Source organism: Sphingobium amiense (assembly GCF_003967075.1).
Classification (GTDB): domain Bacteria; phylum Pseudomonadota; class Alphaproteobacteria; order Sphingomonadales; family Sphingomonadaceae; genus Sphingobium; species Sphingobium amiense.
The window spans coordinates 4,140,465-4,160,162 of sequence record NZ_AP018664.1 but is presented as its reverse complement, the minus strand read 5'-3'; the positions used below and the strand labels follow the sequence as shown (position 1 = coordinate 4,160,162).

19 protein-coding genes are annotated in these 19,698 nt (G+C 65.3%); 18 read left to right on the top strand and 1 reads right to left on the bottom strand.

Features of this window, described 5'->3' with window-relative positions:
- Window positions 1-391: 391 nt before the first annotated feature.
- From SAMIE_RS19920 to SAMIE_RS19870, 11 genes are all read left to right on the top strand, one after another.
- Complete coding sequence (locus tag SAMIE_RS19920) at window positions 392-3,067, top strand: Rne/Rng family ribonuclease (RefSeq protein WP_232037320.1); 2,676 nt, start codon at window positions 392-394, stop codon at window positions 3,065-3,067.
- Between the two features lie 383 nt (window positions 3,068-3,450).
- Window positions 3,451-3,900: a hypothetical protein gene (locus SAMIE_RS19915; protein ID WP_126516909.1), complete on the top strand. Its 450-nt coding sequence runs from the start codon at window positions 3,451-3,453 to the stop codon at window positions 3,898-3,900.
- Entirely contained in the window at window positions 3,897-4,574 is a 678-nt protein-coding gene (locus tag SAMIE_RS19910; protein ID WP_126516908.1) for a lysozyme inhibitor LprI family protein, read from the top strand. Before SAMIE_RS19915 ends, SAMIE_RS19910 begins: the two co-directional genes overlap by 4 nt.
- Before the next feature lie 263 nt (window positions 4,575-4,837).
- Window positions 4,838-6,190 (top strand): M48 family metalloprotease, encoded by a 1,353-nt coding sequence (locus tag SAMIE_RS19905; protein WP_066696552.1) that lies wholly within the window; start codon window positions 4,838-4,840, stop codon window positions 6,188-6,190.
- A gap of 2 nt (window positions 6,191-6,192) precedes the next feature.
- On the top strand, window positions 6,193-6,960 hold the full coding sequence (locus tag SAMIE_RS19900) for a DsbA family protein (protein WP_066696550.1): 768 nt from the start codon (window positions 6,193-6,195) through the stop codon (window positions 6,958-6,960).
- Window positions 6,961-7,118: 158 nt separating this feature from the next.
- Window positions 7,119-7,253 carry a 50S ribosomal protein L34 gene (rpmH, locus tag SAMIE_RS19895; protein WP_006959075.1) on the top strand — a complete coding sequence of 45 codons (135 nt, stop codon included), beginning with the start codon at window positions 7,119-7,121 and terminating at the stop codon, window positions 7,251-7,253.
- A gap of 35 nt (window positions 7,254-7,288) precedes the next feature.
- On the top strand, window positions 7,289-7,738 hold the full coding sequence (gene rnpA, locus SAMIE_RS19890) for a ribonuclease P protein component (protein WP_066696861.1): 450 nt from the start codon (window positions 7,289-7,291) through the stop codon (window positions 7,736-7,738).
- Window positions 7,738-7,950, top strand: a complete 213-nt coding sequence (gene yidD, locus SAMIE_RS19885; protein ID WP_066696547.1) for a membrane protein insertion efficiency factor YidD — start codon at window positions 7,738-7,740, stop codon at window positions 7,948-7,950. The genes rnpA and yidD overlap by 1 nt, the downstream gene beginning before the upstream one ends.
- 35 nt (window positions 7,951-7,985) lie before the next feature.
- Window positions 7,986-9,692 (top strand): membrane protein insertase YidC, encoded by a 1,707-nt coding sequence (gene yidC, locus SAMIE_RS19880; RefSeq protein WP_066696545.1) that lies wholly within the window; start codon window positions 7,986-7,988, stop codon window positions 9,690-9,692.
- Between the two features lie 37 nt (window positions 9,693-9,729).
- Window positions 9,730-10,377: a ribosome biogenesis GTP-binding protein YihA/YsxC gene (gene yihA / locus SAMIE_RS19875; protein WP_066696858.1), complete on the top strand. Its 648-nt coding sequence runs from the start codon at window positions 9,730-9,732 to the stop codon at window positions 10,375-10,377.
- A 10-nt stretch (window positions 10,378-10,387) separates the two neighbouring features.
- Window positions 10,388-10,690 (top strand): alkylphosphonate utilization protein, encoded by a 303-nt coding sequence (locus tag SAMIE_RS19870; RefSeq protein WP_066696543.1) that lies wholly within the window; start codon window positions 10,388-10,390, stop codon window positions 10,688-10,690.
- A gap of 4 nt (window positions 10,691-10,694) precedes the next feature.
- Here SAMIE_RS19870 and SAMIE_RS19865 read toward each other — a convergent pair whose 3' ends face one another.
- Window positions 10,695-11,246, bottom strand: a complete 552-nt coding sequence (locus SAMIE_RS19865) for a 2'-5' RNA ligase family protein (protein WP_066696532.1) — start codon at window positions 11,244-11,246, stop codon at window positions 10,695-10,697.
- Between the two features lie 280 nt (window positions 11,247-11,526).
- Here SAMIE_RS19865 and rpsM point away from each other — a divergent pair, with 280 nt between their 5' ends.
- The 7 genes from rpsM (at window position 11,527) to guaA (ending at window position 19,391) form a co-directional block, all read left to right on the top strand.
- Complete coding sequence (gene rpsM, locus SAMIE_RS19860; protein WP_066696529.1) at window positions 11,527-11,895, top strand: 30S ribosomal protein S13; 369 nt, start codon at window positions 11,527-11,529, stop codon at window positions 11,893-11,895.
- 90 nt (window positions 11,896-11,985) lie between these two features.
- Complete coding sequence (gene rpsK, locus SAMIE_RS19855; protein ID WP_004208752.1) at window positions 11,986-12,375, top strand: 30S ribosomal protein S11; 390 nt, start codon at window positions 11,986-11,988, stop codon at window positions 12,373-12,375.
- 122 nt (window positions 12,376-12,497) lie between these two features.
- Window positions 12,498-13,562 (top strand): DNA-directed RNA polymerase subunit alpha, encoded by a 1,065-nt coding sequence (locus SAMIE_RS19850; protein WP_066696527.1) that lies wholly within the window; start codon window positions 12,498-12,500, stop codon window positions 13,560-13,562.
- 225 nt (window positions 13,563-13,787) lie between these two features.
- Window positions 13,788-14,213, top strand: coding sequence for a 50S ribosomal protein L17 (rplQ, locus tag SAMIE_RS19845; protein ID WP_066696525.1), 426 nt, complete (start codon window positions 13,788-13,790; stop codon window positions 14,211-14,213).
- A 103-nt stretch (window positions 14,214-14,316) separates the two neighbouring features.
- A complete protein-coding gene (locus SAMIE_RS19840; RefSeq protein WP_066696522.1) occupies window positions 14,317-16,488 on the top strand; it encodes a prolyl oligopeptidase family serine peptidase in 2,172 nt (723 codons plus the stop codon).
- 50 nt (window positions 16,489-16,538) lie between these two features.
- On the top strand, window positions 16,539-17,789 hold the full coding sequence (locus tag SAMIE_RS19835) for a TCR/Tet family MFS transporter (RefSeq protein WP_066696521.1): 1,251 nt from the start codon (window positions 16,539-16,541) through the stop codon (window positions 17,787-17,789).
- Window positions 17,790-17,831: 42 nt separating this feature from the next.
- Entirely contained in the window at window positions 17,832-19,391 is a 1,560-nt protein-coding gene (guaA, locus tag SAMIE_RS19830; RefSeq protein ID WP_066696518.1) for a glutamine-hydrolyzing GMP synthase, read from the top strand.
- The last annotated feature ends 307 nt before the right edge of the window (window positions 19,392-19,698 follow it).

Genomic DNA, 19,698 nt, shown 5'->3' with positions numbered 1-19,698 from the left:
GACATAATTCATGTCAGGCGTTGCTCCGGGGGTAGTTGACTGCTACCCATTCATATTCCTGACAGGTTTGCCTTTATGAAAAGCGGCTTTTCAGGAACTATCAGACGGGTATCGCCGGGCTTTTTTCTTCCCGCGCCGATACTGTAAACAGGTTGACGCTGCATGAGGCATGATTTTCCTTCCACGCTTGCCCCGGTGACGGGCGCAGCGGCGTGGATGGTCTTGCCCGGCCCGATGTCCGGCCATGCCGACGCAGCAGACGCGCAATTTTTCCTTCCAAACCGAATGATGCCGGCTCCTGCGCCCGTAACGGCGCGCGCACGGCCATTCCCTTATGATCGCGTGGCGGCGCGGCCCCGTGCCGCAGCCCGTCCACGCCGGAGACTTATAAATGACAATGCGTATGCTGATCGACGCGCGCCACCGGGAAGAAACCCGTGTCGCGGTCGTCAAGGGTAACCGGATCGAGGAGTTCGATTTCGAATCGGCCGAGCACAAGCAGCTCAAGGGCAATATCTATCTCGCCAAGGTCACTCGGGTAGAACCGTCGCTTCAGGCGGCGTTCGTCGATTATGGCGGCAACCGCCACGGCTTCCTGGCTTTCAGCGAAATCCATCCCGACTATTACCAGATCCCGCGCGAGGACCGCGAGGCGCTGCTGCGCGAGGAACGCGCGCACGCCGAGGAAGAAGCCGCGCTGCGCGCCGACTATGATGACGAAGATGACGATCATCATGGCGAGGACGGCGTCGAAGTCGTCGAAGCCACCCATCATCATGACGATGAGGAAGGCGCAGAGGACAGCGCCGAGGGCGAAGGCGGCGCGCCGCGGGGCAATCGCCGCAAGGGCGGGCGCGGTGGTGACGACGCAGCCGACGAACTGCGCCGCAAGCGCATGGCGCTGCGCCGCCGCTACAAGATCCAGGACGTCATCAAGCGCCGTCAGGTGCTGCTGGTGCAGGTCGTCAAGGAAGAGCGCGGCAACAAGGGCGCGGCGCTCACCACCTATCTGAGCCTCGCGGGTCGTTACTGCGTGCTGATGCCCAACACCAGCCATGGCGGCGGCATTTCGCGCAAGATCAGCAACGCGGCGGACCGCAAGCGCTTGAAGTCGATCATCGCGGAAATGGCGCTGCCCTCCACCATGGGCTGCATCGTCCGCACCGCGGGCCTCCAGCGCACCAAGCCGGAGATCAAGCGCGACTTCGACTATCTCGCCCGCCTGTGGGACGAAATCCGCGAAAAGACGCTGAAGTCGGACGCGCCCGCGCTGATCCACAATGACAGCGACCTCATCAAGCGGGCGATCCGCGACATCTACAACAAGGATATCGAGGAAGTCATCGTCGAGGGCGCGGAAGGCTATAAGGCCGCGCGCGACTTCATGAAGCTCTTGATGCCAAGCCATGTGCGGCGGGTGACGCAATATGCCGACCCCATATCGCTGTTCCAGCGCGCGGGCGTCGAGGATCAGCTGGCGGCGATGTACAATCCGGTCGTGCAGTTGAAGTCGGGCGGCTACCTCGTCATCAACCCGACCGAGGCGCTGGTGTCGATCGACATCAACTCGGGCCGCTCGACCCGCGAACATGGGATCGAGCAGACCGCCGTCGCCACCAATCTGGAAGCCGCGCGGGAAATCGCGCGCCAGCTCCGCCTGCGCGACATGGCGGGCCTCGTCGTCATCGACTTCATCGACATGGAGAATAACTCCAACATCCGTAAGGTCGAGAAGGCGATGAAGGAGGCGCTGAAGGATGACCGCGCCCGCATCCAGGTGGGCCGCATCTCGGGCTTTGGCCTGATGGAGATGAGCCGCCAGCGGCTGCGCACCGGCGTGCTGGAAGCATCGACCCGCCAGTGCCCGCATTGCGAAGGCACCGGCCTTGTCCGCACGGCATCGTCCGCGGGGCTGAGCGCGCTGCGCATGCTGGAGGAAGAAGCCGCGCGCGGACGCGGTTCGCTCATCACCCTGCGCGCGAGCCAGGAAGCGGCCTTCTACGTGCTCAACAACAAGCGCCGCGAGCTGGACGAGATCGAGCAGCGCTACGGCGTGCGGATCGAAATCCTGCCCGATGGCGAGATCGAGGGCGCGCGCATGTCGGTGGAGGCCAACGGTCCCCGCCCCGAGCGCGTGGTCGACTATACGCCGCTCCCGGTCGAGGAAGACGATCTCGACATCGTCGAGGAGGAAGAAGAGGAAGAAGCCGAGGACGCCGAAGCCGAAGCGCGCGAGGATCGGGGCGATGCTGGCGAGGATCGCGACGGGGGCCGCCGCCGCCGCCGCCGTCGCCGCCGCCGTGGCGGTCAGCGCGACGAGGCGCGGGCCGATGAGGCTGGCGAAGCTGGCGAAGAGAGCGGCGACGAGGCCGAAGAGGTCGCCGCCGATGAGGCGGGCGAGGCTGCGGTCGACGCGGCGCCCGAGGCTGGCGAGGACCAGGGCGGCGCACGCCGTCGCGGCCGCCGGGGTCGTCGGGGCGGACGCCGCCGCCGTGAAGGTGGCGAAGAGGGCGCAAGCGCGCAGGACGATGCTGCCGAAGCGGAAGCCGCCGAGCCGGTGGCGGACGCGGTCGAAGCCGCGCCGGAGCCTGCCGCTGCCGAACCTGTCGCGGAGGAAGCGCCCAAGACCCGCCGCCGCCCGCGCGCCCGCAAGGCCGATGCCGCGCCGGTGACGGAAGTCGTCGAAGCGCCGGTGGAAGCCGCGCCCGAGCCGGTGGCCGAGGAAGCCCCCGCCAAGCCCAGGCGCACCCGCAGGAAGAAGCCTGTCCCGAGCGAAGTCGAGGGAGCCGATGCCGAGCCGGTGGCCGAGGAGGCTGTCGCCGAGGCCGCGCCGGAACCGGCTGCGGAGGAAGCCTCCGCCAAGCCCAGGCGCACCCGCAAGAAGAAGCCTGTCCCGAGCGAAGTCGAGGGAGCCGATGCGGTGGAAGAGGTCGCTGCGGCCGAACCCGCTCCGCAGGCGAACGCGGACGTGGCCGTCAATGACGATGCGCCGACCGATGCGGAAGCCGCCGATGCAGGCGACGGCACGCCCCGCCGCGGCTGGTGGCAGCGCACCTTCGGCCAGTAAGCGGACGCTTTAAAGAAAAAGCCGCTGTCCTGCCGCTTCGCGCGGTCGGACGGCGGCTTTTTTGTTGAGCGGCACGGGGGTGGTCGAAGGCATGTGACTCCGATCAAGGGGCAGGTTTGTCGGCGCAACAGCCCACCCCGCTGCGACCAACGCGCTACGCGCGCAAGTCTCGCTGCCCCTCCCGCAAGCAGGAGGGGATATGCGCCAACGACCCAATCCATCCGTCATTCCGGCCACTTCGACAGGCTCAGGACAGGCCTGAGCCGGAATCCCGCTTTTCCATGCGGGCAAAGAAGCGGGATGCCGGGTCAAGCCCGGCATGACGGAGGGGATGGCCGGAATCCACCACTAGCGGACAAAATGGCTCACGTTATAGTCAGCCTATGATTTACAAAATCACGATTGCGCTTGGGCTGCTCCTTACCTCACCAGCAGCATTCGCTTGCGCGCCGCCAGCGAATGAAGGGGGGTTCTCCGGCGCGGAAATCTCGAAAATGACATATGAACGGATCAAGCGCAGCGTTGCTATCATCGACGCCACCGTGGCGCGTGACAAAGCGGGCACATTCTTCCTGAAACCCCTCAGAGTATGGAAGGGGCAGCCTCATCGATTCTATTATATAGCAAATTCCGGCTGCGACATTAGCTTATCTCCCGGAACAAAAGTGCGCGCCTTACTGGAAGGTGATGCATCCGGTTGGATGATGATGGCACCTCTATACGATCGTCGGACTGGAACGCGCTTGTTTGATAGCATCGTGGACGCTCACTTACGTAACGCTCGTCCCAAAGGGTTCGAAAACGGCGGGCTACCGTTTCCGCCTTTGCCTTGACCGAAACCTGCTGGTCTGAAAACCACCCCAACCCCGCCCCCATCGTCACCCCAACGAAGGCTGGGGTCTCCGACGTTCAGAAGACGGGGCGCTTCGTATCGCGCCATGCCTTGCCGGGGCGATCCTCGCCCGAGATGCCAGCCTTCGCTGGCATGACAGCGTGTGCTTTTTCAGAAAGGACTGTCGGCCTTGCGACACCTGCCCAAAGCGGTTTTCGGGCGGGGCTTGCGGTTCCGCGAGATTTGCGAATTATCGCCGGTTATGCGCATAATCGCGGGATGAGGCATCGGCTCGCCATTTTTGCAGCATCCCTCATCGCGGTTTCCGGGTCCGTCGCCTGGGGCCAGGAGCGCGATGAAGATGTGTGCCTTCGCCTGCAGCCGGGCATTGCCTCCCCTGTGGAAATGGCGACCTGCACATCCGATATGGCAGGTTCGGACCGCGCGATGGCTGATGCTCTGGCTGACCTTCGCGCGCATATTCCTCCCCAAAGCCGAGATCTGCTGGACAAGGCTCAGCGCGCATGGCTTGCTCACCGGGACGCACAATGCGCATGGGAAGCAGGCGGATATTCCGGAAGCACGGGCAACAGCTCGTCGGTCATCGCCTGCACGGCTGAGATGAACCGTGACCGCGCCCAATATCTGAGAGACGATCTCAAGGAGCGTTGGTAAGGTCCGTTCCCCCAAATCCCCCAACCCCGCTGCCCTGCCGGGGCGATCCTCGCCTGAGATGCCAGCCTCCGCTGGCATGACGGCGCTTTCTGACAAAGCATTGCCGCCGTCCCGCGACCCGTTCAAAGCCGCTATCGGACATCCCTCCTTATCGGCTACACGTCAGCTTTCAGTCGCCGTTCATCCAGCGGGCGGCATGGACAGTCAGCGATGGAGCCTTTTTCCCTGCCCCGCACCGCCCTTTCACGCCGGACCGCCCTCGCATGACCGCGCGGTGGTTTCGTCTTGCGGCCATTGCGGTCGCTTCGCTGGCGCTGGTGGCGCGCCCCGCCCTCGCGCAGCAGATCCTGCGCGACGCGGAGACCGAAGCCTTCATGAACGACATGTCCGCGCCGCTGGTGAAAGCGGCGGGCATGGACCCGCGCAACGTGCAGGTGCTGGTCATCAACGATCCGGAGATCAACGCCTTCGTCGCGGGCGGCCAATATGTGTGGGTGCATAGCGGCCTCATCGCGCAGGCGGACAATGTGAACCAGTTGCAGGGCGTGGTGGCGCATGAACTGGGCCATATCGAGGGCGGGCACGTCATCCGTTCGGGCGAAGGGATCAAGGAAGCGACGGGCATCACGCTGCTGAGCCTCGTCCTGGGCGCGGCGGCGATTGCGGGGGGCGCGGGCGAAGCGGGCATGGGGCTGATGGGTCTTGGCCAGCAGGCGGCGATGAGCAAGTTCCTTGCTTTCTCGCGCGCGCAGGAAAGCTCCGCCGACCTTGCCGGCGCGCGCTACCTGCACACCGCCGGGATCAGCGGCAAGGGCAGCCTCGACTTCTTCAAGAAGCTCCAGAATCAGGAATATCGCCTCGCGATCCCGCAGGACAACAGCTACGGGCGCACCCACCCGCTGTCGGGCGAGCGCATTCAGGTGCTGCGCGAAGTGTATGAGCCGGACCCGGCGTGGAACAGGCCGGTCGATCCCCATCTGGAAGCGCGGTTCGAGCGGATCAAGGCGAAGCTGATCGGCTTTGCTTCGGAGCCGCGGCAGACGCTCATCAAATATCCCGAAAGCGACCTGTCGATCCCGGCCCATTATGCGCGCGCCTATGCCTGGCACAAAAGCGCCTATCCCGACCGGGCGCTGGCGGAGGCCGATGCGCTGCTCGCCGGGATGCCGCACGATCCCTATTTCCTCGAACTCAAGGGGCAGATCCTGCTGGAAAGCGGGAAGCCCAAGGAAGCGATCGCGCCGCTGCGCGAGGCGGTGAAGCTCACCAACCAGCCGCTCATTTCCACCCTGCTCGCCCACGCGCTGATCGCGAGCGAGGACGAGGCCAATTTCGCGGAGGCCGAACAGGTGCTGCGGCTCGCGGTGGCGCGCGACCGGGAAAACCCCTTCGCCTGGTATCAGCTCGGCGTCGTCTATGAGCGGCGGGGCGATACGCCGCGCGCGGCGCTGGCGACGGCGGAACGCTATTCGATGATCGGACAGGACCAGATGGCGCTGCGCAGCGCGGACGCGGCGATGCAGGGATTGAAGCCGGGCACGGTTGACTATCTGCGGGCGCAGGATATCGCGATGGTGTCCCGTGCGGCGATCGAGCGGCAGCGGAAGAAAAGATAGACATGAGCGACCCAGACCGGCCCGATTTTCGCGCCGCCCTTTCCAACAGGACCATGCAGATGACCCTTGGCGGCTTCGCCTTCATCGCGGCCGCCGCAAGCGCCGCCCTCGCCACGCAGGCGCCCGCCGCCGTCAGCCCGACGGACAAAGCCGCAATCGAAAGAATAGTCCACGACTATATCCTCGACCATCCGGAGATCATCCCGCAGGCGGTCGAGAAGCTGCAGGCCAAGCGGATGTCGAGCACGATCGAGGCGAGCCGAAGCACCCTTGAAAAACCCTATGCGGGCGCGTGGGAGGGGGCGGCGGCCCCGGACGTGACGGTGGTCGAGTTCTTCGACTATGCCTGCGGTTACTGCCGCGCGTCGCTGCCCGACCTTGCGAAGCTGGTGGGATCGGACGCGAAGGTGCGGGTCGTCTATCGCGAACTGCCGATCCTGTCGGACGAGAGCGGCGAGGCGGCCAAGGTGTCGCTGCTCGCCGCCGAAAAGGGGCAATATATGCCCTATCACAAGGCGCTCTATGCCGCGGGCAAGGTGACGCGCGACACCATCGTCGCAGCGGCGGCCAAGGCCGGGATCACGAAAACGGAAGCCGAAGCGGCCATCGCGTCGAACAGATATAATGCGGAGATCGCGTCCAACATCGCGCTCGCGCAGAAATTGCAGGCGAGCGGCACGCCGACTTTCGTCATCGGCGATCAGGTGCTGAACGGCGCGGTCGGCTATGACGCGCTGAAGGAAGGCGTGGCGGCCGCGCGGGGGAAGTAAGCCTCCCTCGTCCGCCCGAACCGACCGGGGCGCGCCGTTCCTCCATTGACTTCGCCCCGGCCTTTGCCTATCGGACGCCCCCTGACCCGAGCGGCCGCTGCACAAGCGGCCCTTTTTCGTCACGCCCGATTCTTAGTTATCTGTTTGAGGAATGAACGATGAAGCGCACCTTTCAGCCGAGCAATCTGGTTCGGAAGCGCCGTCACGGCTACCGCGCCCGCATGGCGACGCCGGGTGGCCGCAATATCATCCGCGCCCGTCGCGCGCGCGGCCGCAAGAGCCTGAGCGCCTGATCCAAACGCCGGAAAAGCCCGCCGCGCCCGCCATGATGGTCCGGCGCGCGGATTTTCTGGCGGCGAATCGCGGACGCCGCGCCCCCATGCCGGGCTTTGTCCTGCTGGTGCGCGAACGCGGCGACGGCGATCCGACGATGCGATACGGCATCACGGTCACGAAAAAAGTGGGCGGCGCTGTCATCCGCAACCGGATGAAGCGCCGTTTTCGCGTTCTGGCGCGCGAGCTGCTGCCGCTGCACGGCGTTGCCGGGGCGGACCATGTGCTGATCGGCCGCGACGGCGGGATCGAGCGCGACTTTTCCCTGCTGCGATCCGAACTGACCAAAGCGCTGGGCAAGGTGATGAGCCGTCCGCAGGGCGAGGGACGCCCGGCCAGCCCTCATCATGGACGTGGGCGGGGGAGCAGGAGCAAGGGTTCCGGCCCCTCCACCATCGCCCTTGGCGACGGTCCCCCTCCCCCAGGCAGGCTGGGGGAGGAATGATGATCGCCCGTCTGCTCATCCTTATTGCGCGCGGATGGCAGCTTGGCCCTTCGCGCATCCTGCCGCCCACCTGCCGCTACGCCCCCTCCTGTTCCGAATATGCCATCCAGGCGGTGCGCAAATATGGCGCGATCAAGGGTAGCTGGCTGGGGTTCAAGCGGCTAATGCGATGCCACCCATGGGGCGGATCGGGCTACGACCCGGTGCCCTGACACAGAAGATCACCAGACGGCGGAGCCGAACAGACGTGGACGACAAGAAGAATATCATTCTGGCGGTGCTGCTGACGGCGGCGATCCTGTTCGGCTGGCCCTATGTGTCGCAGCACTTCTTCCCCGCCGCCAATCCGCCATCGACGAAGATCGAGGGCGGCAAGCAGGTGGCGGTGCCCAATCCTGCGGCCGATCCCGCCGCCGACAGCCCCGCCGCGATCCGCGACCGCACGCTGGTGCTGCGCGAAGCCCCGCGCGTCCCGATCCGCACGCCCAAGCTCGCCGGGTCGATCAACCTGAAAGGCGCGCGCATCGACGACATCGTGCTGCCGACCTACAAGGAAACCATCGCCAGGGATTCCGCCGATGTCCGGCTGTTCAGCCCGTCGGGGACGAAGGACGCCTATTTCGCGGGCTTCGGCTGGCAGGGCGAAGGGGTAAAACTGCCCGACGCGAACACCGTCTGGACGGCGAGCGGCACGGCGCTGACGCCGACGACGCCCGTGACGCTGAGCTGGAACAACGGCGCGGGGCAGATTTTCGAGATCCGCCTGAGCGTCGACGACAATTACATGATCTCCGCAGAGCAGAAGGTGTCGAACGGCGGCGCGGGCGCGATCAGCGTCAAGCCCTATGACTATATCACCCGCTTCGGCCATTCGAAAGATCCGGACACCTGGACCATCCATGTGGGTCCGATGGGCGTGTTCAACGGCGCGGCCAATTATGACGTGAACTACAAGGATCTGGACAAGGGACCGTCCGCCCAGAGCTTCCAGTCGAAGGGCGGCTGGATCGGCTTCACCGACAAATACTGGCTGTCGGCGCTCGTCCCCGACCAGCGCGCGAGCTTCAGCGGGCAGATGCGCAAGGGCAGCGGCGACCGCTACCATAGCGAAGTCACGCTGGAGCCGACCGTCATCGCGCCGGGCAAGGCCGTCACCCAGACCACGCGCCTGTTCGTGGGCGCGAAGGAAGTGAAGACGCTGCAGGCCTATGAGCGGGCGGGCGTTCCGCTGTTCGACCGGGCGATCGACTGGGGCTGGTTCTACTGGTTCGAGCAGCCGATCTTCGCGCTGCTCCACTGGCTGTTCGAGACGCTCGGCAATTTCGGCGTGGCGATCATCTGCCTGACCTTCTGCGTCCGGGCGCTGATGTTCCCGGTCGCCCAGCGCCAGTTCGCCAGCATGGCGGCAATGCGCGCGGTGCAGCCCAAGATGAAGGCGCTGCAGGAGAAATATAAGGACGACAAGCAGCAGCTCCAGATGAAGATGATGGAGCTTTACAAGGCTGAGAAGGTCAATCCGCTGGCCGGGTGCCTGCCGATCTTCATCCAGATCCCGATCTTCTTCGCGCTCTACAAGGTGTTGCAGTTGACGATCGAGATGCGGCACCAGCCCTTCGTGCTGTGGATCAGGGATCTGTCCGCGCCCGATCCGCTGCACATCCTCAACCTGTTCGGCCTGCTGCCCTTCACCCCGCCCGCCTTCCTCGGCATCGGTGTGCTGGCATTGCTGCTGGGCATTTCGATGTGGCTGCAGTTCAAGCTGAACCCCGCGCAGATGGACCCGATGCAGCAGCAGGTGTTCGCGATCATGCCGTGGATGATGATGTTCATCATGGCGCCCTTCGCGGCGGGTCTGCTGGTTTACTGGATCACCAACAACTGCCTGTCGATGGCGCAGCAATGGTGGCTCTATCGCAGGCATCCCGCGCCCGCGACGCCGGTTCCGGCGAAGTGAACATCCTTCCCCGCCGGGGGAGGATGAAAGAGAGATGATGACCGACCAACAAGACCCCGACCTGATCGAGGAGGCGCGCAGGCTGTTCGCCGGGCCGATCGCGTTCCTGAAATCCGCGCCGGACCTGAAATTCCTGCCCGACATGGCGGTGAACGAAGTCGCGTTCGCGGGCCGGTCCAATGTCGGCAAGTCGTCACTGCTCAACGCGCTCACCAACCGCAACGGCCTCGCCCGCACGTCGAACACGCCGGGGCGGACGCAGGAGCTGAACTTCTTCGACGTGGGCGATCCGCTGCGCTTCCGGCTGGTCGACATGCCGGGCTATGGCTACGCCAAGGCGCCCAAGGACATGGTGAGGAAGTGGCGTTTCCTGGTGAACGACTATCTGCGCGGACGCGCGGCGCTGAAACGAGCGCTGGTACTGATCGACAGCCGCCATGGCATCAAGGATGTCGACAGGGACATGCTCGACATGCTGGACGGCGCGGCGGTGAGCTATCGCATCGTGCTGACCAAGACGGACAAGATCAAGGCGAGCGAACTGGTCGCCGTGACCGCCGCCACCGCCGACGCCATCCGCAAGCGCCCCGCCGCCCATCCCGACATCATCGCGACGTCGAGCGAGAAGGGCATGGGCCTGCCCGAACTGCGCGCCGCGGTGCTGGACAGCGTGACGCGGGGTTGAGGGGGCAGCCATGGCCGACGACGATTATGTCTATGACGAAGCCAGCGGCGAATGGATCAGCGCGGCGGAGGCGGCCTCGCGCAGCGAAGCCGCCGGCACGGTCGAGGTGCGCGACGCGGTCGGCAATCTGCTGGCCGATGGCGATCAGGTGACGCTCATCAAGGATCTGACCGTCAAGGGCGCGGGCCAGACATTGAAGCGCGGCACGCTCATCAAGGCGATCCGGCTGACCGGCGACCCGCAGGAAATCGACTGCCGCTATGACGGCATCAAGGGGCTGGTGCTGCGCGCGGAATTCGTCCGCAAGCGCTGACCCGTCACAGCAGCCGATATTGCCGGTCGCCGATGAGCGGCCAGCGGCCGATGACCTCATGCCTTGTCTGGCCGACATGGCTGCAGATCAGCGCCAGTTCCTCCACCCGCCAGCCAAAGCCGGAAATGGTCCGCTGTTCCGGGCGGCTGTGGCGATAGAAGAGCGTCTGGTGCGGGCTGAACGTCCAGCCGGGCCGGGGCAGCGCGCCAGCGGCCCGCATCGCGCGGTCGACTTCCTGCCGCAGGGCGCTGAGACCGGAAATTGCACCCGATGGCCGCAGCGCCGCCGACCGTCCGCCGATGCTGAGCCGGTCGAGCATCAGGTCGAAGGGCGCGGCGCAGATCCCCGCCGCGGCCCGGCGCAGCGCCTTCACCAGTTCATAGGGATAGACCGGCGCATCGGTGGTGATGCCGATCGTCACATGCTGATGCGCGGTCAGGATATGGTCCGCCGCAGGATCGAGCGTCCGCGCGAAATGGTCGATCTGCCGCGCGACCTGCGGCGGCGGCCTGAGCGCGAAGAAGGGGCGATAGAGCGTGACGGCACGCGCTTCCATAACAGACGACTCCGATCCGGATTTATCTGTTCCTTATATGTTCTCTTCCAGAGAGTCGAATCCGCATGGCGGAAGCCAGCCGATTGACTAGCCCGGACCGACTCGCTAAAGGCGGCCATTCCCAACAGGCTGGTGAGCGGCGGTGCTTCGTGCACCCGCCGTCTTTTTTGCGTTTTGGGGAGCATGACATGGGCGGCTTCTCCTCGCCAGGGACGAAGCTGCCGGACGCTTTGAGATAGGGTCGCTTCGGCCGCCCTGTGGAGCAGGAGAAAAGATTACCATGGCACGTATTGCGGGTGTCAACATCCCGACCAACAAGCGCGTGATCATCGCGCTCACCTACATCCACGGCATCGGTCGCAAGACCGCGCTGAACATCGCCGACAAGCTGGGCATCGACCACAGCCGCCGCGTGCAGGATCTCTCGGACGCCGAAGTGCTCCAGATCCGCGAAGCCATCGACGCCGACCTGACGGTCGAGGGCGACCTGCGCCGCGAAACTGCGATGAACATCAAGCGCCTGATGGACCTGGCCTGCTATCGCGGCCTGCGTCACCGCAAGGGTCTGCCGGTCCGCGGCCAGCGCACGCACACCAATGCGCGCACCCGCAAGGGCAAGGCGAAGCCGATCGCCGGCAAGAAGAAGTAATCCGTCCGGGGGACGGATTACTCCGCCGGAGGCAGTTCTCCCCGCGCGAGACGCCTTCCGGTTCAAACGATTTCAGTAGGATAGAGCAAAATGGCACGCGAACCCCAGCGCATCAAGCGCCGCGAACGCAAGAACATCTCTGCCGGCGTCGCCCATGTGAACGCCAGCTTCAACAACACCATGGTGACCATCACCGACGCCCAGGGCAACGCGATTTCGTGGTCGTCCGCAGGCATGATGGGCTTCAAGGGCAGCCGCAAGTCGACTCCCTACGCCGCGCAGGTGTGCGCCGAAGACGCGGGCCGCAAGGCCGCCGAACATGGCGTGCGCACGCTGGAAGTCGAAGTGAAGGGTCCGGGTTCGGGCCGCGAATCGGCTCTGCGCGCTTTGCAGGCGGTCGGCTTCCACATCACGTCCATCCGCGACGTGACGCCGATCCCGCACAATGGCGTGCGTCCGTCCAAGCGCCGCCGCGTCTGACACGCAGCCTGCCGTGATTGGCGGGCGGCGGACGCGTCGCCCGTTTTACCCGTTTGCATCGCCGGAATGTCCTGCCGGGTTCAGGATTTCCAAGCATTCCGGCCCATCCCCAGGGGAAATACATGACTGTCAACATGAAGAACTGGCAGGAATTGAAGAAGCCCAACAGCCTTGAGATCAAGGCATCGGGCGACGGCAAGCGCAAGGCGACCTTCGTCGCCGAACCGCTGGAGCGCGGCTTCGGCCTGACGCTCGGCAACGCGCTGCGCCGGGTTCTTCTGTCCTCGCTCCAGGGCGCGGCGGTCACCTCGATCAAGATCGAGAACGTCCTGCATGAATTCTCGTCGCTCGCCGGCGTGCGCGAGGACGTGACCGACATCGTCCTCAACATCAAGCAGGTCGCGCTGAAGATGGAAGGCGAAGGGCCGAAGCGCCTTCAGCTTTCCGCCACCGGTCCCGCCGTGGTGAAGGCCGGCGACATCAGCGTCGTGGGCGATATCGAAGTGATGAACCCCGATCTGGTGATCTGTCACCTCGATCAGGGCGCGACGCTCAACATGGAACTGACCGCCGACGTCGGCAAGGGCTATGTCCCCGCCGTCGCCAACCGCCCGGCCGATGCGCCGATCGGCCTGATCCCGGTCGATGCGCTCTATTCGCCCGTCCGTCAGGTCGCCTACAAGGTGGACAACACCCGCGTCGGTCAGGAACTGGACTATGACAAGCTGTCGCTGACGGTCGAGACCGACGGCACGGTGACGCCCGAGGACGCGGTGGCCTATGCCGCGCGCATCCTTCAGGACCAGCTCCAGCTCTTCGTCCACTTCGAGGACGCGCTGCCCGTCGCCGGTCCTTCGGCGAGCCATGCGGCGGCCGCCGCTTCGTCGGAAGGCGAAAGCGACACCAACCAGATCAACCGCTACCTGCTCAAGAAGGTGGACGAACTGGAACTGTCGGTCCGCTCGGCCAACTGCCTCAAGAACGACAACATCATCTATATCGGCGATCTGGTCCAGAAGACCGAAGCCGAGATGCTGCGCACCCCCAATTTCGGCCGCAAGTCGCTGAACGAAATCAAGGAAGTGCTGTCGTCCATGGGCCTGCGCCTTGGCATGGACATCCCCGGCTGGCCGCCGGAGAATATCGAGGAAATGGCCAAGAAGCTCGAACAGGAGCTGCTGGGCTGATCCATCCTCCCCGAGACAAGCTCGGGGAGGTGGCAGGCCGAAGGCCTGACGGAGGGGCATCATGAGCCTGGCACAGTGCCAAGAGGCCTGCGCCCCTCCACCACCGCTTCGCGGCGGTCCCCCTCCCCGAGACAAGCTCGGGGAGGAAAAGGGTAAAGGCTCCCCCTCAAGTGGGCCGGGTCTGGGCTACCTCATACGGGCCTTTAACGAACGAAGGAAAGACACATGCGTCACAAGGTTGGTCATCGCAAGCTCCAGCGCAGCGCCGGTCATCGCACCGCCCTGCTCCGCAACCTCGCCGCCTCGCTCATCAAGCATGAGCAGATCCTGACCGGCACGGCCAAGGCGAAGGAACTGCGTCCCTACGTCGAAAAGCTCATCACGCTGGCCAAGAAGGGCGGCCTGTCGAACCGTCGCCTTGCCCACGCCCGCCTGCAGGACGATGCGCAGCTCACCAAGCTGTTCGAGGTTCTGGCCGAGCGCTACAAGGACCGCAACGGCGGCTATACCCGCATCATCAAGGCCGGTTTCCGCGCGTCGGACGCTGCGCCCATCGCGATCATCGAACTGGTGGACCGCGATGTCGACGCCAAGGGTCAGGATTCGGGCCCGGTCCAGAACGCCGACGAAGACGAGCTGGAAGCGGCCTGATCGCTGCGGTTTCGCCCCGGTGGCGGAACGATAATCTTTACCCGCAGGCCGCGGCTCACTAGAGCTGCGGCCTGTTTCGTTTTGAAAGACATGGGATAAGAGGATGCGGGCCGCGCTGATCGCCGCGCTGATGCTGGCAGGATCGCCAGCGCTGGCCGAACCGGACGCCGCCGCTATCCACGCGGCGAAGGATATCCGCGACGGGCTGCGCTATCCGGCGGCGAAGAGGCTCGATCTGGTCGAGGATCATTTCGGCACCAAGGTCGCCGATCCCTATCGCTGGCTGGAGAACGACCTGCGGTCGGACCCGGCGGTCGCCGACTGGGTGGCCCAGGAAAATGCGCTCACCCGCCGCTATCTCGACAGCCTGCCGGGACGCGACGCGCTCAAGAGCCGGATGCAGGCGCTGTTCGCCCATGGCCGCTACACCGTGCCGCGCAAGGCGGGCGGGCGCTATTTCTACGGTTACAACAAGGGTCTCCAGAACCAGACCCCGCTCTATGTCCGCGACGGCCTGACCGGAGCGGAGCGGCGGCTGCTCGACCCAAACGACTGGTCGAAGGACGGAACGGTCGCGCTGGCGGAGTGGACCCCCTCCCCCGATGGCCGCGTCCTTGCCTATGCGGTGCAGGAAGCGGGCAGCGACTGGCGCACCATCCGGCTGCTCGATGTCGCAACGGGCAAGCCGCTGGACGACAGGGTGCGGTGGATCAAATTCTCCCAGATCGCGTGGGACGGGCGGGGCGGGGGCTTTTTCTACTCGCGCTTTCCCCAGCCGCAGGAGGGCGAGGCGTTCCGGTCCGCCAATGAAGGGCAGCGGATTTTCTATCACCGTGTCGGCACCGATCAGGCGGAGGACCGGCTGGTCTACGCCACGCCCGACCGCCCCGAACTCAGCCATCAGGCGCAGGTGACTTCGGACGGGCAGTGGCTGGTCATCAGTTCGTTCGAGGGCATGGCGCCCGGCCGCGAAATCCGCGTCGCGCCCCTGACCGGCGGCCCGGCAACGCCCCGACCGCTGGTGCGCGGGCTGCGCAACGACTGGCGGCTGATCGGCAGCAAGGGGGCGACGCTCTACTTCGTCACCGACAAGGGCGCGCCTCATTTCCGGCTCGTCACCTTCGACGCGGCGCATCCGGGCCGCCGCCCGCAGGGGATGATCGCCGAACGGCCCGAAACGCTGGTCGGCGGATCGCTGGTCGGCGACCGGCTGATCCTCGCCTACATGTATGACGGCAAGACCGTCGCCGAACTGGTGGAACTGGACGGGCGCAAGGCAGGCGACGTGCCGCTGCCCGGCTATGGCACGGCGGCGGGCTTTGGCGGGCGGGAGGGCGATCCGGAAACCTTCTTCAGCTTCTCGGGTTTCGTGACACCCGCGAGCATCTACCGTTTCGACACGGCGACGCGCCAGATCGCCCTGTTCGCGCAGCCCGACCTTCCCTTCGACCCCGACGATTATGGCGTGGAACAGCGTGTCTATCCCTCAAAGGACGGCACCCCCATCCCCATCACCATCCTGCGCAAGAAAGCGCTGGCGGACCATGCCATCGCCGCGCCGACGATCCTTTACGGCTATGGCGGTTTCAACATCAGCCTGACGCCGGGCTATTCGGCGATGCGGATGGCGTGGCTGGAACAGGGCGGCGTCTATGCCATCGCCAATCTGCGCGGCGGAGGCGAGTTCGGCAAGGCATGGCACGAAGCCGGGCGCGGCGCGAACAAACAGAATGTGTTCGACGATTTCATCGCGGCGGCCGAATGGCTGAAGGCGACCGGGTTCACGCCGCCGGGCGGGCTGGCGATCGAGGGGCGGTCGAACGGCGGGCTGCTGGTCGGCGCGGTCGTCAACCAGCGGCCCGACCTGTTCGCCGCGGCGCTGCCGGCGGTGGGCGTGATGGACATGCTGCGCTTCGACCGGTTCACCGCCGGGCGTTACTGGATCGACGATTACGGATCGCCCGAGAGCGAGAAGGATTTTCCGCTGCTCTACGGCTATTCGCCCTATCACAATATTCTGGGCGGGCGCGATTATCCCGCGATCCTCGTGTCCACCGCCGACACCGACGACCGCGTCGTGCCCGCGCACAGTTTCAAATATGCCGCCGCGCTCCAGGCCGCCGATCTGGGCGCGCGCCCGCGCCTGCTGCGCGTCGACAGCCGCAGCGGGCACGGCACCGGGAAACCCATCGACAAGCTGATCGACGAATATGCCGACAGCTACGCCTTCGCCGCGCGCTTCACCGGCCTTACGCTCAGGGCGCGGCCCGACTGATCGGGGCGCTTTCACTTTCCATCGCGGCGGATGGAGGGTAGCTCCGGCCCATGTCCGTCATCTCCTCCTCGCGCCGCACCGCCGCCATCGCCTTCATTCTGGTGACGGCGCTGCTCGACGTCATGTCGATGGGGATCACCATCCCGGTGCTGCCGCGCCTCATCGAAACGCTGTCGGGATCGGATGCGGCGGCGGGGATGTGGAACGGCCTGTTCGTCGCGCTGTGGGCGGGGATGCAGTTCCTGTGCTCGCCGGTGATCGGATCGCTGTCCGACCGGTTCGGGCGGCGGCCGGTGATCCTGATTTCGGTCGCAGGACTTGCGCTCGATTATGTGCTGATGGCGCTGGCGCCAAGCCTCTGGTGGCTGGCGCTGGGGCGGCTGCTGGCGGGCGTCACCTCTTCCAGCTTCACGTCCGCCTTCGCCTATATGGCGGACATCACGCCGCCGGAACAGCGGGCGCGCGGCTATGGCCTCATCGGCGCGGCGTTCAGCGCGGGCTTCGTCGCGGGGCCGCTGATCGGCGGGGTGCTGGGCGAGGTGTCGCTGCGCGCGCCCTTCTGGGCGGCCGCGGCGCTCTCCGCCCTCGCTTTCCTCTATGGCCTGTTCGTGCTGCCCGAGTCGCTGGCCGCCGACAGGCGCATGGCGTTCGGCTGGCGGCGGGCCAATCCGTTCGGCGCGCTGAGGCTGCTGCGATCCCACCCGGAGCTTTCGAGCCTCGCGGTCGTCAACTTCCTGCTCTATTTTGCCCATCATCTCTTTTCGGCGGTGTTCGTGCTCTATGCGGGCGACCGCTATGGCTGGGGCGCATGGCAGGTGGGGTCGCTGCTGGCGATGGTCGGCCTGCTCGACATGGGGGTGCAGGGCGTGCTGGTGGGGCCGGTGGTCAGGCGGCTGGGCGACCGCGCGACGATGGTGATCGGGCTGGCGTTCGGGGCGGTGGGCGTGGCGTGCATGGGACTGGCGCCGACCGGATGGCTGTTCGTCGCGGCGATGTTCCCCAACGCGCTCTGGGGTCTTGCGATGCCGACGATCCAGTCGCTGATGACGCAGCGCGTGTCGGAAAGCGAGCAGGGCCAGTTGCAGGGCGCGAACAACAGCGTTGGGTCGATCGCGGGCATCGTATCGCCGCTGTTTTTCGGCGCGGTCTATTCGCTGTCGGTCGGCCCCCGCCCTGCCCTGCCCTTCATCGGCACGGCTTTCCTGATCGCGGCGGCGGTGCTGGCGGGAGCGGCGCTGCTGGGGCATGTGGCGGGGCGCGGGCGGGATGCCGCGCTGGACAAGGGCGTGGCGGACCACTAACCGGGCGCGAATCCCTTACACCCTCCAGCCAAAGGCGATTCGATGACGCTGCCCCTTCAGGATAATATCCTCATCGTGGATTTCGGCAGCCAGGTGACGCAGCTCATCGCCCGCCGCGTGCGCGAGGCAGGCGTCTATTCCGAAATCGCCCCCTTCAACGCCGCCGCCGAAGCCTTCGAGCGGCTGAAGCCGAAGGGCATCATCCTGTCGGGCGGTCCGGCTTCGGTCATGTGGGAAGACAGCCCCCGCGCGCCGCAGAATTTCTTCGACGCCGGAGTGCCCATCCTCGGCATCTGCTACGGCCAGCAGACGATGATGCAGCAGCTCGGCGGCAATGTCGAAGGCGGAGAGAGCGGGGAGTTCGGCCGTGCCTTCATCGAAGTGAAGAAGGGCTGCGCCCTGTTTGACGGCCTGTGGAGCGAGGGTGAGCGCCATCAGGTGTGGATGAGCCATGGCGACAAGGTGACGCAACTGGCGCCGGGGTTCGAGGTCGTCGCGGTCAGCGACGGCGCGCCCTATGCCATCACGGCGAACGAGGAAAAGCGCTTCTACGCCACGCAGTTCCACCCGGAAGTCGTCCATACGCCCGACGGCGCGAAGCTGCTCGCCAATTTCGTGCGCCATGTCTGCGGGCTGGCGGGCGACTGGACGATGGCGGAGTTCCGCGCGACCAAGATCGCCGAAATCCGCGAGCAGGTCGGCGAAGGGCGCGTCATCTGCGGCCTGTCGGGCGGCGTCGATTCGGCGGTAGCGGCGGTGCTGATCCACGAGGCGATCGGCGATCAGCTTACCTGCGTGTTCGTCGACCATGGCCTGATGCGGCTGGGCGAAGCGGAGCAGGTCGTCAGCCTGTTCCGCGAACATTATGGCATCAAGCTGGTGCATGTGAACGCGGAGGAGCGCTTCCTCGGTGGCCTCGCGGGCCTCACCGATCCTGAAAAGAAGCGCAAGTTCATCGGCGGCGAGTTCATCGCCGTGTTCGAGGAGGAAGCGGCGAAGATCGGCGGCGCGGACTTCCTGGCGCAGGGCACGCTCTATCCCGACGTGATCGAAAGCGTCAGCTTCACCGGCGGCCCTTCGGTGACGATCAAGTCGCACCATAATGTCGGCGGCCTGCCCGAACGCATGAACATGAAGCTGGTCGAGCCGTTGCGCGAACTGTTCAAGGACGAAGTGCGCGTGCTCGGCAGGGAACTGGGGCTGCCCGACATCTTCGTCGGCCGCCACCCCTTCCCCGGCCCCGGCCTCGCCATCCGCATCCCCGGCGAAGTGACCAAGGAACGTTGCGACATATTGCGCAAGGCCGACGCCATCTATCTGGAGGAAATCCGCAGCGCGGGCCTGTATGACGCGATCTGGCAGGCGTTCGCCGTGCTGCTGCCGGTGCGCACCGTGGGGGTGATGGGCGATTATCGCACCTATGACAGCGTCTGCGCGGTGCGCGCCGTTACCTCGACCGACGGCATGACCGCCGACATCTACCCCTTCGACGCCGCCTTCCTCAGCCGCGTCGCGACCCGCATCATCAACGAGGTCAAGGGCATCAACCGTGTCGTCTACGACTATACGAGCAAGCCGCCCGGCACGATCGAGTGGGAATGATTTTGGCCTATCCGAACGCCGCCGATGGCACGCCAGAGCCATCTATAACTCTCTGAAATAACACAATAAATCTGCCGTCATCTATCGCCGTCTATCGTGGGGCAAGCCTCGGGATTGACGGTATAGCTGACGGTATGGCGACTCTTGTCGCATCGGCAAAACGAATGTACCGTCACGGCTTAGAGAGCTTGTGACGGTATTTTTTTTGACCTTATTCCATTGAGAATAAAAGGAAATTTACCGTTTAGACAGGCCCATTTTGGGCTGACGGTATATTTGATGGCTCTCTCGCGTTTTTGAACGATTT